This is a genomic window from Sphingobacterium sp. BIGb0116, assembly GCF_024808035.1.
GTDB classification, from domain to species: Bacteria; Bacteroidota; Bacteroidia; order Sphingobacteriales; family Sphingobacteriaceae; genus Sphingobacterium; species Sphingobacterium paramultivorum.
This window is the reverse complement of record NZ_JANUDT010000011.1, coordinates 112,750-129,923: the sequence shown is the minus strand read 5'-3', so window position 1 is coordinate 129,923 and position 17,174 is coordinate 112,750. Positions and strand designations below refer to the sequence as shown.

9 protein-coding genes are annotated in these 17,174 nt (G+C 42.6%); 2 read left to right on the top strand and 7 right to left on the bottom strand.

Annotation, left to right across the window (positions count from 1 at the left end; translation table 11 throughout):
* Position 1 precedes the first annotated feature (1 nt).
* The 3 genes from M2419_RS23515 to M2419_RS23505 all read right to left on the bottom strand — a co-directional run bounded on the left by M2419_RS23515 (position 2) and on the right by M2419_RS23505 (position 8,054).
* Positions 2 to 1,975: a RagB/SusD family nutrient uptake outer membrane protein gene (locus M2419_RS23515; RefSeq protein WP_159729329.1), complete on the bottom strand. Its 1,974-nt coding sequence runs from the start codon at positions 1,973 to 1,975 to the stop codon at positions 2 to 4.
* A gap of 18 nt (positions 1,976 to 1,993) precedes the next feature.
* A complete protein-coding gene (locus tag M2419_RS23510; RefSeq protein WP_259255735.1) occupies positions 1,994 to 5,191 on the bottom strand; it encodes a TonB-dependent receptor in 3,198 nt (1,065 codons plus the stop codon).
* 259 nt (positions 5,192 to 5,450) lie between these two features.
* A complete protein-coding gene (locus tag M2419_RS23505) occupies positions 5,451 to 8,054 on the bottom strand; it encodes a hypothetical protein (RefSeq protein WP_259255734.1) in 2,604 nt (867 codons plus the stop codon).
* A gap of 286 nt (positions 8,055 to 8,340) precedes the next feature.
* Between M2419_RS23505 and M2419_RS23500 the strand changes: the two genes are divergently transcribed.
* Together M2419_RS23500 and M2419_RS23495 are read left to right on the top strand one after the other, a co-directional pair.
* The gene (locus M2419_RS23500) at positions 8,341 to 10,170 is read left to right on the top strand and encodes a right-handed parallel beta-helix repeat-containing protein (protein ID WP_310442586.1); all 1,830 of its coding nucleotides are present in this window, start codon (positions 8,341 to 8,343) and stop codon (positions 10,168 to 10,170) included.
* Positions 10,171 to 10,203: 33 nt separating this feature from the next.
* Positions 10,204 to 11,805, top strand: a complete 1,602-nt coding sequence (locus tag M2419_RS23495) for a sulfatase (RefSeq protein WP_259255733.1) — start codon at positions 10,204 to 10,206, stop codon at positions 11,803 to 11,805.
* Positions 11,806 to 11,919: 114 nt separating this feature from the next.
* Here the strand turns inward: M2419_RS23495 and M2419_RS23490 are convergent, their stop codons facing one another.
* The 4 genes from M2419_RS23490 to M2419_RS23475 are packed head-to-tail and all read right to left on the bottom strand — an operon-like array spanning position 11,920 to position 17,166.
* Entirely contained in the window at positions 11,920 to 13,389 is a 1,470-nt protein-coding gene (locus tag M2419_RS23490; RefSeq protein WP_259255732.1) for a TlpA disulfide reductase family protein, read from the bottom strand.
* Positions 13,390 to 13,407: 18 nt separating this feature from the next.
* Positions 13,408 to 14,919, bottom strand: a complete 1,512-nt coding sequence (locus M2419_RS23485) for a PKD-like family lipoprotein (RefSeq protein ID WP_259255731.1) — start codon at positions 14,917 to 14,919, stop codon at positions 13,408 to 13,410.
* Between the two features lie 10 nt (positions 14,920 to 14,929).
* Positions 14,930 to 15,667: a DUF4843 domain-containing protein gene (locus M2419_RS23480; protein ID WP_182329555.1), complete on the bottom strand. Its 738-nt coding sequence runs from the start codon at positions 15,665 to 15,667 to the stop codon at positions 14,930 to 14,932.
* Between the two features lie 5 nt (positions 15,668 to 15,672).
* Positions 15,673 to 17,166 (bottom strand): RagB/SusD family nutrient uptake outer membrane protein, encoded by a 1,494-nt coding sequence (locus M2419_RS23475; RefSeq protein ID WP_182329557.1) that lies wholly within the window; start codon positions 17,164 to 17,166, stop codon positions 15,673 to 15,675.
* Positions 17,167 to 17,174: the final 8 nt, after the last annotated feature.

Genomic DNA, 17,174 nt, shown 5'->3' with positions numbered 1-17,174 from the left:
GTTAGTAAATAGGGTTCTGTGGATATAGATTAGGGTTTTTGTTCAGTTCTCCACCCGGAATAGGTTCATAATACCATTTCTTTTCAAAGTTGAACGTCTTGTTCCAAGGTTCCTTTTCGCGAATAAAAATAAAGGAGTTGATCCGTTCACCGCCCGGAGCATATTTCAGTTCATCCAATACAAGGTAAGGCATCAGCGAATTGGGTACAAAGTTGTTGAGCTCCACATCTGCAATGCGCCATCTCCGCATATCCCACCAATGGTGATTTTCAAAGCAAAGTTCACGTTCGCGCTCCTCGCGTATAAATTGCAGATTTCCATCCAGGGGATAACCATATTTACCGGAGAGGTTTGCCGAAGCAGCTGTGTAGAGATAAGGCTTGGCACCAGCACGATTACGGATCTGCGCGATGTATTGAAATGCTTCCTGTTTAAGTGCTTCATCATTTTTGATCAGGCCAAGTTCATAAGCAGCTTCTGCCTTATTCAAAAGTATCTCTGCGAGCCTAAAGACCTTCCAGGGTTGTGTACTGTTGTATAACTTCACATCCTTGGTAGACATTTTATAGTTAATGTATTTACGGATGTAAAATCCAGTTCGGGTATTGTTGGCATGTCCATCTTTCCACATGCCATGCTCGCCTGTTATGTTGATCTTCGTACCATTGTAATCAAACAGGCTATTTTTGGGGCCAGCCAAGATTCGATTTGACTCGCTATTTATCGCCGCAGTACCCGCGCCCATCTGTGCATCAGCAGCCTTACCGGGAAAGGTCTTATAGAGTCCACGCTGAATATCAAAACTCCGTCTTTCGGCGCCTTCGCGTAATTCCATTCCCGAGAAATAAAATGTAGCCCGCTGACGAGGTTCCAAATCGGCATACAGCTGTTTACGGTCCGTATAGCGTACTGGTTTTCCACCTGCATCAGTGATTGGAAGTTCACCGAATAACTCCACGACATTCAATACGGGGTATGCCGCAGACTCATTGTCACTCGAAAAGGTCGGATTGGGTAAGTGTGTGGCGTCATAGCTATGTTTGAGACGGTTGTTGTGCGGTGCGGTCAGACTATACTCCTTGATCAGAATATCTTCAGGGCTGTCTAAGTCCAAAAACAAATTTACGTAGTTGAGTTCCTTATCCTGTGCATTTTTATTGTACAGACTGTACGGTCCCGCCAGCACGGTTGTTGCAGCATCATAAGCCTGTTTGAAGAACCATTCCGCTTCTTCCTTTTTAATACCTACCAACTGCTTGTCTGTGGCATCGCCAGAGAGATTACTATACGAACTATATTTAGCAATACTACCGGCATACAACATGGCGCGGGAAAGTAGAGCTGCTGCCACATATTGGTTGGCGCGGCCACGTTCGCTGCTTCCAGACATCATTGAAATAGCCACCTGCAAGTCTTCATTGATAAAATGATAAACCTCAGATTCTTTATTTCTGCTAACCAAGAGCTGTTCTTTATCAGCTGTTGGATCCTGCACGTCTTTTATAATAGGTACCCCACCGTAGCGCTTAACCAAAGCAAAATAATAGAAAGCCCGTAAGAAATGGGCTTCCCCAAAGATCTGGTTGTACCCCTGCTCTGTATAATTAGCTTTGTATTTAGGCAGGCCTGCAATCAGGGTATTGACATTCCGGATGCGATCATATGGCCAGTAACCAAAGCCCTGTGCCCCAGCTACGCCCCAAAATTGTCCGGTCATCTCGCCGCTCATGGCCGCAAGCGTTTCCGAATTTTGCCAATAATTGTCCCATCTAAATCCTCTTTCAGGATGATATACAAAGTCTTCTATGGGTAGATAGCTGTACATTCCAGCGACATATTTACGTGCTCCAGCCTCATTTCCAAAAAGCGCATCTTCACCCAATACCCCTAGTGGATCCAGATCCATTTTTTTACAGGATTGTATGCCCGAGCACAGAAAAAGGCCAATGATTGCTATAGCGATTGATTTTTTCATGTTTTGTTCGTTTTGAGATTAAAATTTAATGGATGCTCCAATGTTGTAGGTTTTATTGATGGGATATTTGTACACATCAATATCACCCGATGAAGAACCTCCGGCAGATCCTGGGTGCTCGGGATCGGTATATTTGAGACCCGTCCATGTCAACAGGTTATAAGCACTCGCATAGATCCTTAGATTCTTTATTTTTAGTGTCTTCAACCATTGTTGCGGGAGAGAATAACCCAGTTCTAAGGTTTTCAGACGCAGATAGGAGGCATTTTGAACTGCTCGGGTTCCTTCGGCCATGGCAGAGCCAGTAGAAGGATAATATCCAGCAAGCCATTGTGTGCTTGGGTTAAATAGATCGGCACCGGCATCAGCTGGTCTCCAACGATCCAAAAACTGCGTCAAAGCACCGCCGTCAAACTGCAGTGGTCCTGCCAGTACCTCACTATACTGTACATACACTTTTGCTGCACCCTGAAAATTCATCGTTAGATCCAGACCACGCCACGATCCTCCTAACGTAAAACCATAGTTGATCAAAGGCATATTATACGTTGCAATAGGATGATTGTCGGCATCGTTGATCACTCCATCGCCGTTCCAGTCCTGATAGTAATAATCACCAGGCAATGTGCCGCTGCTTACCAATGTTGGGTGGTTATAAATCTGTTCATACGATCCAAACTGTCCGGCGTACTCCTTGCCCCACCAGATATCCTTATTACGATTAGAATAGCGGTTACGCCAGTTGTCGTACGAATTACCGGCTTTTGATTCTACGCGGTTTACAAATTGACTCTTGGTAGAAGAGACCTGCGCATTAATAAAATAATTGAAATCATTGATCTTATTGCGATGTGTCAAAGAGAGCTCATAGCCGAACGTGCGATCGCTTTCCAGATTTTCCTGTGGTAGGTTGGCACCAACAGTACCAGGGATCAAGTCAAGGCTTGTCGCTAGAAGGCCTGAGCGATTACGGTTAAAATAATCAAAAGTCAAGCCCAGCTTGCCGTTCCATAGATCCATGTCCAAACCCACGTCGGCAGTTTTGGAAGTATACCAGGTGAGATTAGGGTTGGGAATTGCAGTAGGCAAGGCCCCATTCACGAGGTTTCCACCAAAGATCCACCCCGTTTCATTGGGTTCCAGTGCATAACCAACGATGGTTGAAGGGTAATTACCTGCCGAACGGTCATCCCCGAGCTTACCATAGGATGCCCTTATTTTTAAGTTATTGATAAAATTGTAGTTGTTTTTAATAAACCCTTCTTCGCTGATACGCCAACCCACCGAGGCTGCCGGGAAAAATCCCCAGCGCGATTCTTTTGGAAATTTAGAGGAGCCATCATAGCGAAAACTAAATTCGGCAATGTATTTACCTAAGTAATCGTAATTGAACTTACCGACCAAACCTCGTGCTGTACGTTCGCCAATACCTTCCATATTTGCCAATTGGTTCTTGTCCTCACCAGCAAATAGATATTCCGAATTGACCATGATCTCCCGCTGTGCATAGAAGCTGTCCCATTTGTTATATTCTTCGACGAAAAGCAACAAACCGGAGACCTGATGTTTTTCGGCAAAACGACGGTTATAATTCAACGAGAATTGCATCAGGGAATGTGTATCCGGATAGGAACTCCGCCTCACGGTCGTAGGAGCATTTTTCTCATGTGCATTATACTTTTCAGGGGTTATAATCTGGCCGTTACCATCATACACCGGTGGTGTATAGCTATATAAAAAATAGGACTTCTTGAAATCCGTATTGTCACTGTACTTGAAGTCATAATTATAGGTTGCCTTCGCATTTAAGCCTTCCACAAAGGGTACTTTATAGTCTAAAGCGATAATACCGTTGAATTGCTTACGCAAAAATTTACGATAGCCAGTCTGTTTGGAGTCCGTTACCACGACAGGATTTTCGTTATCGATCATCTCAAAATTCGGATAAAGGGGATTGTCGTTGACATAGATCGGCACAATAGGTCTTTGTCTCCAGGCCTGTTTGTAGACGGCCCAGATATCCGTACGTGGTTGGTTAGTCTCATCGGCATACCCGCCCACATCCAAAGACGCTTTCAGACGATCTGTGATCTGCGCATCGATGTTGGAGCGGAAATTCCAGCGATTATAGTTGAGACTCTTGCTTTTGTAAGCGCCCATCTGATCCATATGGCCCAGGTTGAAGAAATAATTAACTTTCTTGCCGCCACCGTTGATGGAAAGATTGTGCTGGTATTGTGGTGATACATTGTCAAATGCCGCATCGACATAATTGGATGTCTTTTTTGTGCCGTTCTGATACGCTTCAAAATCTGCCGGCCCAAAAATATTAGGCATCTTCGCCGGATAATTGCTATTAAAATCGCGACCTATCTGTTCATTTTTAAGCTGCATATAGGCAAGGGCATCCACCGTATTGGGAACATAAAGAAACTTTTGCCAGGCACGATTATAGGAATAGTTTATTTCAAAGTTTCCATCTTCGTTACTTCCCCGGCGTGTGGTCACCAAAAGAACACCATTCGCCGAGCGCACACCGTAAACAGCTGCTGAAGCATCCTTTAATACGGATACACTTTCGATTTCATTGGCATCCATGCGTGACAGATAATCTTTATCACGGGGAATTCCGTCAACCACAATCAGGGGCTCACCCATTCCGCGGATGTCGATATTTGATTCAAATGATCCCGGTTGGCTCGACTGTTGGCTGATACGCACACCGGGCATCTTACCGGCTAACATATTGACCACATTTTCATTTTTTGTTACTGTGATTTCTTTATTGTTCACCGATGATATCGCCCCTGTTAACGAAGCCTTTTTCTGCGTGCCATACCCCACAACCACGACCTCTTCCAAGCTTGTATTATCTTCGTTGAGCAATACATCCATGAGCCGTTGTTGCCCAACGATCATTTCAGTCTTGCGGTAACCGACAAAAGTGATCACGAGTTTGTCTCCCGGCGATGCGCTAATCTTGAAGCGTCCCTGACCATCAGACGATGTTGTCTGCCCGGTACGGAGGTCTGTAATGGAAGCCCCAGCGATAGGCTTATCCTTTGAAGTCTGCACTTTACCTTCGATCTGCTGTTGCTGCGCGATGGTTGCCATTGGAGACAATAGCAGCAGCGAGGACAATGCCCACTGCCAAGGGTAACTACGGAGCTTGTTCCACGGCAGTGGCCTTTCATTAAAAATGAAGTTTGTTTTCATGTATTGTTTTAAATTGGTTATTGAATTATATATTAGGTTTATGTATTTAGGGAGGACCTGTTTGCTACAAACAGTCCATTACCACTATTCCCTAGGGAAGAGTTGAAGATAATTTTTCGCTTTCATTTGATTGGTTATTAAGTATGAAAACGAATATATTGGCGAGGGGTATAATAGAAGATTAACAGAAGATTAACAGGTATCCAAAAACACCATTAACAACTGTATATCAATACATTAAAATTTTAAATATTTTTTCTTAATCTAGACAGTCTTTAAAACTTTTGGGGTAAGCTTCACCATATAAACGAGCGTAGATCTGACAGAAATTCTCATAGCACTGTAAGGCCAGGCTGTGATAGCCCAGCTGTAGCAAGGAACGACATTTATGAACCATCGCCTCCTCATTGATTTCATCAAAATAGAATATCTTATTGCAGATCTCAATAATCAGTTCAGCATTATCCTGCACATTCAGATTTTCAATAAAATTGCCCAACGTGGTGAGCACCAGAATAGACATTTCACTTTTAAAATTATCGAGCCACTCATAGTCCACTTCGAAAAGGAAGCCTCCTTTGTCAATTATATCGAGTAATTCTCTAATTTCAGTTTCTGTAAAATGTTTTTTATTGGATACCATCCTGCTGAAGCGGAGGTAATCGATATATACTGTATCCATTGGCTCAATGCACCAATAACCGCTTTTTTTGGTCACCCTAAAATCACCCAATTGCTCGAGTAAACTATTGAGCTTAGCGATGTTCACTGATCGATTATTACGCGCACTGGACTGGCTCTTATCGGACCAAAATAGCTCAGTCAACTTCTCTGAGCTAATTCCCCGCTCCCATCGTACGGTATAGAGAATAAAAATCAGCAGCATTTCTTTAAGCAATGGCGAAAACTTCTTTGTGATTTCTTTTCCAGCAAGATCCACAATCTGTAAGTCGCCACCGAAAAGGTAGATTCCGGCGCCATGTCGGGTTTCAAATCCCTCGGCCACTTTCTTGGTTTGCGGAAGATCTACCAATTGCCCGCTCTTATCTTGTTCAGTCTCCTTCAAGGGAGCTGCTTGTAGGTGCGGCTCTCCTATTTTATCGGTTTCCATGACGGAAATAGTTTGTTTTTTTTGCTTGCTTCTTTTTCGATACCACCAGATCAAGAGCGATAATCCCATTACAGCGAGGGCATAAAGGCTGTATTTAAGCAGCGCAGGCTTAGCCAAAGGCATTATACCCTGTTCAGACGGTAAAGGGGGAGCCAACAAGGTATAAATCGTTGCCTTAGTCAGATCGGTCTTGTCATCATAAAACAAGGTGACTGCAACGAAGGACTTAGATTTCGGCGCATAATAGAGATCGGCAAAAGAACGGATGTCATGAAAATCGAAGGGGATGCTGCTCCCAAGAAACTGGTATTGTGTCCCTTTAAGGCTGCCTGCCACCAGTTGTAAATGTGTTTTGAATTTATTGTTCGGAAAAATCAATCCATAAAACAGTCCACTACTATCTTCAACGACCAGACTATTGGCCCATACCATATCGGCAAATGCAGATGAAAATTCGTAAACTTTTAGAGACTTGCGGTTTTTAAAATCAAGCTTAAGAAAATCATTTGAAATGCGGGGATTCAACATTTGATCTCCTGTGGAACTGCCATAACCACCGGCCAGGTATACACCATCTTTTCCCTGCCCCATTCCCGCAAGATAATGCGGAAAAATTTCATCACCTGTAAAAGGAATGCTATCCCAAGATTGTGTGGGCAGATGATAACGCAATACGCCCGCTTTGTATTTAAAATGTCCATAGCCCCCGATCATATAGATACTCGTGTCGGACGAATTAAAATATTTGTTGAACAGCCAATAGTTTGTGCCTACAGCAGGAAAATCAAATTGTTTATTCCATGTTCGACTGGTGGAATCATAAGCAGCAACTATTTTTTGGTCGATGGAGATATTCAGGACGTTCTTTTTTATCGGATCAAAAAGCGATTGGCTACCATTGACAAGCAAAAGCTTGCCATCCGCATATTCCTGCGAACGTAAGTCACTACCACCAATTTTACTGATCATTAAACGCTTATTTCCAACAAAAAACAGTGTTTCTTCATTTTTGTCAAAGGCCACACTAGCTTGTCCTTCCAGTGTAAAAGAAGACTGTGTTTTCCATTCACTACGTTGCCGTTTGATCCAGATCGGATTACCGATTTCCGCTGCACTCTTTTTTTGTTCATCTAAACTCTTGGTCCCTGAAGACTCATTCAATGGCCAATAGTATTTAAGTTTGCCATTATCCGCAATTCGAATATCCTTTAAGCGCATGGGTGGAACATCCATCGTTTGGAAGTTTTTCATCATATTTGCACCAAAAACAAGCTTAAACTGAGGCGCAAACTGTTTATTGAGCCGATAGGAATACCGGGCTGTTCCGACCTCAAAGTAAAGTTCCTTTTTATCCATATCGAGCTCGAGGCGCATTGGCGTCCAGTTATAATACAACTGTAAGGCTGTGATATTGAAAGATACCGGGGTAAAGTCCTCCCCCACTACCAATTTAAAATGTTTGTCCTGATCAAGCCGCCGATCGTATATCAAATCGATATTGACACCATCATCCGTAATCAGTCGAAAGATATAACCAAAATAATCCTGTTGGAGTGGCAGAAAGGAAAGATCGAACGAAACAGACAGTTTATGTTGAAAAGAAATCGATTCCTTGGCACCGATCTGCAGACTAGTCCGCTTATCGGCTTCCATGTTGTGACTGGCAAATTCTAACCCATATTGCGCCGATCCAATCTGACAGATCAGTACGAACCATAAAACCAGAAAAAGATATCTTGATTTTTTCTTCACAATTTAGATTAAGCCTGATCTCAAAAATATAAAATTTTAAATAGAAATCTAAAATTTCTGCAACTATTACCTCAGTGGGTGTAGCGATCTTTTGCTTAGCAGCAAATTTCTTCTTCATCGTGTATTTTGCTTCCATTTATGAGTAAAACCATGTTTTCACATGCGTAAAAAAAACGCTACGCTTCACGACTTAATTTGGATGTTGAACGATTATCCCTATATTCGACAAGCCAAATCCCATAAGGAAATTGTGCGATATAAACCAATTTATCAATAGCAGGACATCATGAACATCCTAAAACCTTATTTGCTTATCCTTCTCCTACCATTCATGTATTTTGACTGCCTTGCGCAGTCCGCAACAAAGATTATCGATCTTTCCACCTATGGTGTTGTTCCCAACACGGGCAACAATAGTACTGCATTGGTCAATAAAGCTATTCAATCCATCTTCAGCAAGATTGGCAAGAAAGAACCTATTATTTTAAAATTCAAAAAGGGACGTTATGACTTTCATCCAGAAGGGTCGCTAACCCGCGAATACTACATCTCCAATCACGATCAGGACAACCCCAAGACCGTAGGTATGGCATTTGAAAATTGCGACAACATCACAATTGATGGACAAGGATCAGACTTTATCTATCATGGCCGCATGTTACCAATTGCATTGATCGAGAATAAAAACCTCACGTTGAAAAATATCCACATCGATTTTGAGCGTCCCCAGATCTGCCAGATCAAGATTTTACAAAACGATACAATCAACGGTACAATTACTTATCAAACTGCACCTTGGGTAACCTATACGATCAAAGACAGTATATTTTACAATACCGGTGAAGGCTGGCAACTGAAACCGACATCGGGGATTGCCTTTGAAGAAAAGACCAAACGCATTGTCTATAATACAAGCGATATTCGTGTGGGCACAACCAAAGTGAAAGAGCTCTCTCCGGGTATTATTCAAGCGCAGCAATGGAAGAACAGCAAGCTTATACCGGGTACCGTCGTTGCCATGCGCGCTGGATTTCGTCCCAACCCGGGCGTATTTGTCCATAAAGGAAAAAATATACGGCTTGAAAATATCGCCGTCCATTACGCCGAAGGCATGGGTTTGTTAGCTCAATTAACGGACAACATCACATTGGAAGGTTTCCGAATTGCACTTCGCAGCGATCAAGATCCGCGTTATTTTACGGCTCAGGCTGACGCAACACATTTTTCGGGTTGCAAGGGTATCATTGTATCGAAGAATGGACTTTATGAAAATATGATGGATGATGCCATCAATATCCATGGCACCTACCTGAAGATCACCAAACGACTAGATGACAAAACATTGATCGGTCGTTATATGCACGATCAATCCTACGGATTTGACTGGGGCTACCAGGGGGATACGGTCCAATTTATCCGATCCAGTACAATGGAACTCTGGGACCAAAAAAATAAGATCCAATCCATTAGCGTTTTACGCGAGAAAGCCTCAGACCCAATCCGCGAATTCAAGATTACTTTAAGTAATACTTTGGACCCAGCTATTGACCCAACAAAAATGGATATTGGCATCGAAAACCTTACTTGGACGCCACGTGTACTATTTAGTGGCAATACCATACGCCACAATAGAGCACGAGGTGCTTTATTCAGTACACCCAAAGAGACCCTGGTAGAAAACAACCTCTTTGATCATACTTCAGGTACAGCTATTCTCCTGTGTGGCGATGCCAATGGTTGGTATGAAACTGGCAGCTGCCACGATATTCGCATCCGGAACAATACTTTCATCAATGCCTTGACCAATATGTTCCAATTTACCAATGCGATTATATCGATCTATCCAGAAATTCCGGATTTAAAAAATCAGCAGAAATACTTCCATAGCCATATCGTCATCGAAGACAACCGCTTTGAAACCTTCGATAAGCCTATTCTTTATGCCAAATCAGTCAATGGATTGGTCTTTCGCAACAACCAAATCAAGACCAATAAGGAATACCCTGCTTTTCATTGGAATAAAAAACCCTTATTTTTTGAACGTGTCGCAAATAGCAGTATTTCAAACAATACGGTAAATGGCAAACAAAGTGATTTACAAACCTTGGATCAATAACAAGTCCCGATATTTAAACTATAAACTGTCCCTATGTTATTTCGCAAAAACAATTCATCATTCACCCTTGCGGTGTTATTCATGGGTATATGTATAGGAGGCCATGCGCAAACTGTCAACCGAACTAAAGCTAAGCAGAAGCACCAATCGGTATCCACAACAGAACGCCCCAATATTGTCGTGTTTTTTGTGGACGACCTCGGTTGGCAGGACATGTCCGAACCATTTTACAAGGTCAAAACGCCGATCAACGAAAAGTTTCATACCCCCTATCTGGAAACATTGGCCAAAGAAGCCATTAAATTTACCAATGCCTATGCAACACCGGTGTGCACACCTTCCAGGGTGAGCTTTCTGACCGGTTTAAATGCTGCTCATCATCGTGTCACCAATTGGACCCATCCCAAGGCTGACACCCCGACCGATAGCAAAGATGAATTGTTGAATCCACCGGATTGGAATATCAACGGACTAAGCCCTGTGCCCAATATACCACATACGATATATGCTACTCCATTTCCAAGCATCCTTAAGGCCAATGGTTACTATACCATTCATGTGGGTAAAGCACATTGGGGATCTGCCGGAACACCTGCTGCCAGCCCTTTAAATTTGGGTTTTATGGTCAATATTGCAGGACACTCCGCTGGGCACCCACAAAACTACTATGGCGAGCAGAATTACGGAAACCTTCCTGGCAAAGCAGGTTACCAGGCGGTTCCCGATCTTATGGAATACCATGGCACATCCACATTTCTAACGGAAGCCTTAACCCGGGAGGCGCTGAAGGCACTGGAGGAGCCTATACGCCGTAAGGAGCCTTTTTTCCTTAATTTTTCCAACTATGCGGTGCATGTCCCGATCCAACCCGATCCACGTTTTGTACAAAAATACCTCGACCGCGGCTTAGATTCCACTGAAGCAGCTTATGCGTCACTGGTCGAAGGTTATGACAAAAGTATGGGTGATATCGTTCAATTTCTCAAAGACAAAAAACTATACGATAACACCGTCATTATTTTCCTTAGCGACAATGGCGGACTTAGCCTCAGCCCAATGCGCTCCGGACCAAGTCATACACAGAACCTACCATTAAAAGCTGGGAAAGGGTCGGTTTACGAAGGTGGAATCCGGATTCCTCTGTTGATCAAACAGGCCAAGCAGCACCCTGCAAGCACAGATGCTACCCCTGTTATGGTCGAAGATCTCTTTCCAACGATTCTCAGCTTAGCCAAAATAGATCACTATCAGCTCGTACAGGAAAAACCAGATGGAAAAAATCTTTTGCCCTTAATGGAAGGTAATAGGTCCGACAATTGGAACAGCCGGCCATTGGTATGGAATATCCCCAACAAGTGGACAGTGCCAGACGGCCCTGGAATCAACTTTTTCTCGGCAATAAGACAAGGTGATTATAAGTTGCTTTACGACATGAAAAATGGGAAGCTTGAACTTTACAACCTGCAGCAAGATATCGGTGAACTCAACAACCTTGCCCCAAAAATGAAAGGAAAAACCAATGAGCTCAGCAAATTACTTTCGGATCAGCTCCGGACCTGGAAGGCTCAGTTGCCGACCTACAAAGCTACGGGACAGCAGATCCCCTATCCTGATCAAATTAAGCTGATGGATTAAGGGGCTGCTTGGATGATTTAAACAACGAAGCCCCGACAGTACATATCGGGGCTTCGCTGGTTTATCCTCTCCTCCGAGGATACGATTTAGCAAAATCTGTTGCTATCCTGACAACTATCCTTTTTTCTCTTTTTTTGCAGATTCAATCAATTCACGCATTTCTAACTTAATGTAATCAACATTAGGGGTCGATCCTGTTAACATATAGCGAATATTACCGTCCTTATCTAAAATAAATTTGGAAGGAATACCGTTTATACCCAATTTGCCGGCCAACACTTTTCCTGTTTCCGGATCTTTCTGATCATCAAAAATCACCTCAAAAGGATATTGATTTTTGTCGATAAACTTCGCGACATTCTCCTTATAGTTTTTGTCGCGTTCCCAGGTATTAACAAATACAAACTGTACATCTTTATCATGTGCATAGAGCTCCTGCGCTGCTTTCATTCCTGGAAAGGAACGTACACAGGGCTGACACCAGGTTGCCCAAAAGTCGAGTACAACAACTTTCCCTTTCAGGCTAGCCAAGCTGACTTTATCACCTTTTAAGTTTAACAATTCAAAATCAGGTGCCTTCTTGAAAACCTCATTTCCTTTGATGTGTTCACGAATATTTTTAACAAGCTCTTCCTTAAGAGTGGCATTATATTGCTCATAACCTGCTAAAGTACCATTAAGATCGCCATATAATTTCTTCAACTCTGGCTCGGTCTCAAATTGACCTTTGGCATAGAGCCTAGATAAGATATTGTAGGCTTCAAGCTTGCGGTTGACGCCTAATAGCGTCTTTGCATGCACTTTCGCCAACCCATCGGCTTGTTCGGGTGCTGCTACCAAAGCCTTATCAATATACTCGAGTGCCTCCCGATATTTTCCTTGTCCAACTAAAATATTGACATAAGCTGACATCGAGCTAGCATAGCCCATGGAGGCAAATCTGGCTTTATTGTCTTTCTGTTCTTCCGGTAAACTGATATAGTAATAAGCATCATCCATTGCCGTCTTAAAAATTGGCGCGGCAGCGGCCGTATCTCCAGCAGCTAATAATGCTTGTCCCGTTGGCAAATAGCCATTTCCTCGCCAGAAACGCTCTTTCATCTCACCTAAATAATAGGTTGCTTTTTTAGCATTACCATCTTTTGCGAAAGAAGTTGCCAAAGATCCCAATACATAATCATAGGTTAGTTCATCACCAGGAAAATTAGCTACTGGCCATTTTTTTATCAACTCCAGATAAGCTTTTTCTTTAGCCGTGGTTTCCTCTGCTTTGTAGAACACGTTTGTCACAAATGCTTCCCGTGTAATTTTCCCTTTTGGGTATTTTTTAGTCGCAATTTTCTCCAAAGCAAGCTGTTTATCTTCCTTTTCCAGTGTTCGGAGGATATTGATTGCCGTACGGTATTCATCTTCTGAATTATATTTTTTTGATTCAGCGAATAAGGCATTTGCCAAGGAGTCTTTCCTTTCGGCATTTCCACCATTGGCAATCTGATAATAACGTTCCATTTTAGCACGGTCCACTTGTTGGGCGAGCACAGTTCCCGAGGCCAACAAAAGGCCTATCATCAATTTAAATTTCATGTTATGTCTGTTTTATAATTAGTATTTGTATGCTAAGTCAATAATCCTCCCAAAACCTGTGAAGGTTTTATCCAGTGACTGAATGGTGCCTGTGGGGCTCACTTTAAAATAATAGACTTTTCCTTCTGTTCCATTCCAAGTAGCCACAATCAACCGCGGCAAGCCCTGACCATAGCCATGTCGTTCAAATTTTATTTTACTGACAGTTTCATTTGTCGGCAGCTGATATTCCACAGTATAACTATTAGAGGTCACCTCATACCGATAAAGCTTCGCATCGGCTACATAAAAGATATGGGGAGATAAAGTAGAACAGCTTAGGTCGGCTGCTTTGGTCAATCCTGGCGCGTCCAAGTGCTGTTTGGCCACATTTATAGTTGGCTCAGCAGCGGTTCTAGTGGTTCGAAATTGCAGCAAATAGGCTTCAGAACCATCTGTAGTGCGCATAATCGCATTTCGGACAGTACTTACATTGGAGGAATCCAGTTTGATCAGATCCATACCCACATTATTCATGTCGAAGAGTGCCGTATTCTGTGAAGCTGCATCAAAAGCATTGAGGTTGCTGGAAGTAACTGCATAAAAACACCTATTCAGCCGATCAAATACAAAAACATTGTAGGTATCCGAATAATTAGCGCCCGATATATGTTGAGCCGCTAGATTATACGTGTATTCATGCGTTGAAGACTTCATTTCAGCTCCAAATTTTTTTGCTCCGGGAAACCCACCGACCATATTGGGATACAGTTTACCGTCGTTAATCAAAAGACCAAGATTGTTGCCCCCAGCTCCACCCCAAGCGATATACTCGGGTTTGCTCGTTGCTGGAGCCTGAAAAAATAGATACGCATAGTCAAAACGTTTCTTCATTGTATTGCCATCCAATTCAATAGCATCACTGGCCCCAACGATATAGAATTTCTTACCATCCTGTGCCACTCCGTCTGAGATGGATTGGGGCGATATGCTAAAGCTTTTGGGATTAACAATAGGATAATTTGCATTCCTTCCACTGTAGATATCGTGGTATAATGTTCCATTACGCAAGATCATGGAAAGATCAGCTTTTCCATTGCGGTCTTCCAAAAAGATCCAGCCCTGCGTAAATAAGTCCTGAACGGCAAGCTGATAGAAACGAAATACAGCGAGTCCTGTTTTATTATTTGTTACCTTATAGGTCAATTTGTAATTTTCACCCAGTACAAAAATATCTGGAGAAACCGTATAGTTCAACGATTTTGTTTTAGCAATCAATGTACTGTCCTGTATATAACTTGCACTTGCCGAATTAAGGTAGACAAACCACTCATAGGAAAGGTCATTGGCATCTCCATTGTACACAACCTCCGGTGAAAGTGTCAAAGCTTTCCCCTGCTGGATAAAAATTGTCGTGTCACTCTTTTCTTCCGGAAAACTAACCTTATCCAGCACAGTATAACTGTAATTACCCTCATCTTTTGCACAGGAGAAATTTAATAGTGTTATCAGACACAGGTATAATAGCTGATATAATTTTGTTCTTTTCATAATATTTCAGTTAGGGAATAATAACCCTGTTACCATTTTCGTCGAACATCGGGCCGTTGGCCTTTTCATATTCGTAAATACCTAATCGTGCTTGAGCCAGCATCCGATTGCTATCCTGTGGAAACAAACCACCTTGGTTCCAATTGGTATAATCGAGCAACTGCGTCAGAAACAGGATCTTTGTATTGGAATAGTCTCCAAACAGATTTTTCCAATAGGAATCCCAAATACTCGGCTTTTCCAGTTTATCTGTTAAGGTGAAACGCCAGGTCAATCGGTCGAGCACTGCAGACACGGCATTATCGTTATATCCAGGTTTAAAGTCAGCATTTGCTATAATTTTTAATTCAGCCATAACGACGCTATCCTTGAGCCCTGCACGTCTAAAAAATATGACGTCCACAATACCATCGGAGGCATTGGCCGGAATTACAGCGTGTTCGAGCTTAAAGTGATAGCCTTCTTTTGCTGTAGAACCTGTCGCCAGTGCAATGGCTACGGGGCGATCAGTATTTCGGGGCAAACCAATAATCCGAATTGGAATTTGAACGGTATCCGTAAGGATATCTTTCGATTGAAAGGCAAAGCTGTAGTTTACGCTATCCACCAGTGTCCCTGCATAACGCTTATCAATGTAAACTTTGGGATCACTGTCATCGAACATCAATTTATTGTCCTCCTTACATCCGAGTAAAGTGAACAGCAGAGCAGCACATGCTCCAATAAAGGTGAGTAATCTTTTCATCATGCTGTCTAGTTCAGGCCAAATTCAATTTCATTGTCCGGTAAGGGGAAAACATATTTGCTATTGTCCATTGTTCCCCCAACGGTATTTTGTAGTGTACTGTAGTTTTTGCGCTTATAGTAGTACCATAACTGGCCTTCAGCATAAAAGTCTTTGCGATATTCTTTAAATAATTCACCTTCTAGCAGTGTAGGCGTATTGATGGTACTCGCAGATAAGGCCGGAATCAAACGTGCTGTACGCACTTTATTGAGGTAGCTCAGGGCTTGCTCTAACGTTTCACTCGCCTCTGCAGCAATGTAATACATCTCCGAAAGCTTGATCACAGGAACCAGCTTTTGATTAACATTTGTCACATTGTTGCCGACATAATACTTCGTATTATAAACTGTTGTGGCATTAAATTGATTCCAACGGCTGTTTGAAGCTTGTGGCCCACGGATATCAATGGCATGTCCGGCAACAGCGATCTCATACCAGCTATTGAGGTTGGTTAATGTGGTAAATAAATCCTCATTTTCAGGAGCGCCCGCTTCTGTTTTGAAATAACGGTCCGATAGATCTTTTAGGTTGGATTTGTAAATCGAAAAGATATGCTCCGTGCTAAAAATCGCATTGGAAGTGGCACTTGTGGCATTCACGGTATTGGTATTGCCGTTCACAAATTCAAACTTCTGGCTATCGATTACTTCTTTGGCATATTTAAGCGCATTGACCTTATCGCCCCTATACAGATAGACCCTTGCCAGCAGGGCTTTAACGGCCCAAACATTCAGTCGGTTTTGACGAAACATGGTAAAGACCTCCAAAGAGGTATTTGCAGCATTATCTTTAATCTGGTCTATTGTCGGATATACGGCCAATAATGCTTCAGCCTCCTTCAGATCTTTCTCCAATAAGGCAAGTACTTCGGCTCGCGAGAGAACCTTGCCCGGGTTGACCGTAAATGCGGTCATATAAGGGATACTTAGACTTTCCTCCGTGGGACTTGCTACGGGTGACGCAGCAAAAAGACGCAGCAGATCAAAATGAAGTAGCGCCCGGGTCGCCAAAGCCTCACCTTTAACAAGCTGATAATTTACTCCGGTAAAAAGTTCTTTATCGGCATCAATATCTTTGAGGATATAATTGGCCTGAGCGATGGTACTGTATTGTGTCGTCCATAAGCTGCTCAACGTAGATTTAACTGTAGCATCAGTATAATTATATCTTGCCATTTGACCGTAAGTATCTGTATTGGCATTCGATTTACTCTGATAGAGCTGTGCCAGTACATCCAGGTATCCATAGCTAAGCTCTTTACCATAACTGTTTGCCTGCGCCATTTTCTGATAGATTCCGATCAAAGCATCCTTATATCCCTGTTCGGACGAAAACTGCTTTTCTTCGGTTGTTTGTGTACTGGGCTGTACATCCAGCCATTTGTTGCAGGACTGAGTTAAAATGCCCAGTCCTATCATAAGCAATACAATATAATTGTTGTTGTTGTAAATGATTTTCATCTGTGTTG

Bases quoted from the DNA above. Each gene is read 5' to 3' on its own strand.
- M2419_RS23515 (WP_159729329.1), bottom strand. From the start codon at position 1,975: ATGAAAAAATCAATCGCTATAGCAATCATTGGCCTTTTTCTGTGCTCG.
- M2419_RS23510 (WP_259255735.1), bottom strand. From the start codon at position 5,191: ATGAAAACAAACTTCATTTTTAATGAAAGGCCACTGCCGTGGAACAAG.
- M2419_RS23500 (WP_310442586.1), top strand. From the start codon at position 8,341: ATGAACATCCTAAAACCTTATTTGCTTATCCTTCTCCTACCATTCATG.
- M2419_RS23495 (WP_259255733.1), top strand. From the start codon at position 10,204: ATGTTATTTCGCAAAAACAATTCATCATTCACCCTTGCGGTGTTATTC.
- M2419_RS23490 (WP_259255732.1), bottom strand. From the start codon at position 13,389: ATGAAATTTAAATTGATGATAGGCCTTTTGTTGGCCTCGGGAACTGTG.
- M2419_RS23485 (WP_259255731.1), bottom strand. From the start codon at position 14,919: ATGAAAAGAACAAAATTATATCAGCTATTATACCTGTGTCTGATAACA.
- M2419_RS23480 (WP_182329555.1), bottom strand. From the start codon at position 15,667: ATGATGAAAAGATTACTCACCTTTATTGGAGCATGTGCTGCTCTGCTG.
- M2419_RS23475 (WP_182329557.1), bottom strand. From the start codon at position 17,166: ATGAAAATCATTTACAACAACAACAATTATATTGTATTGCTTATGATA.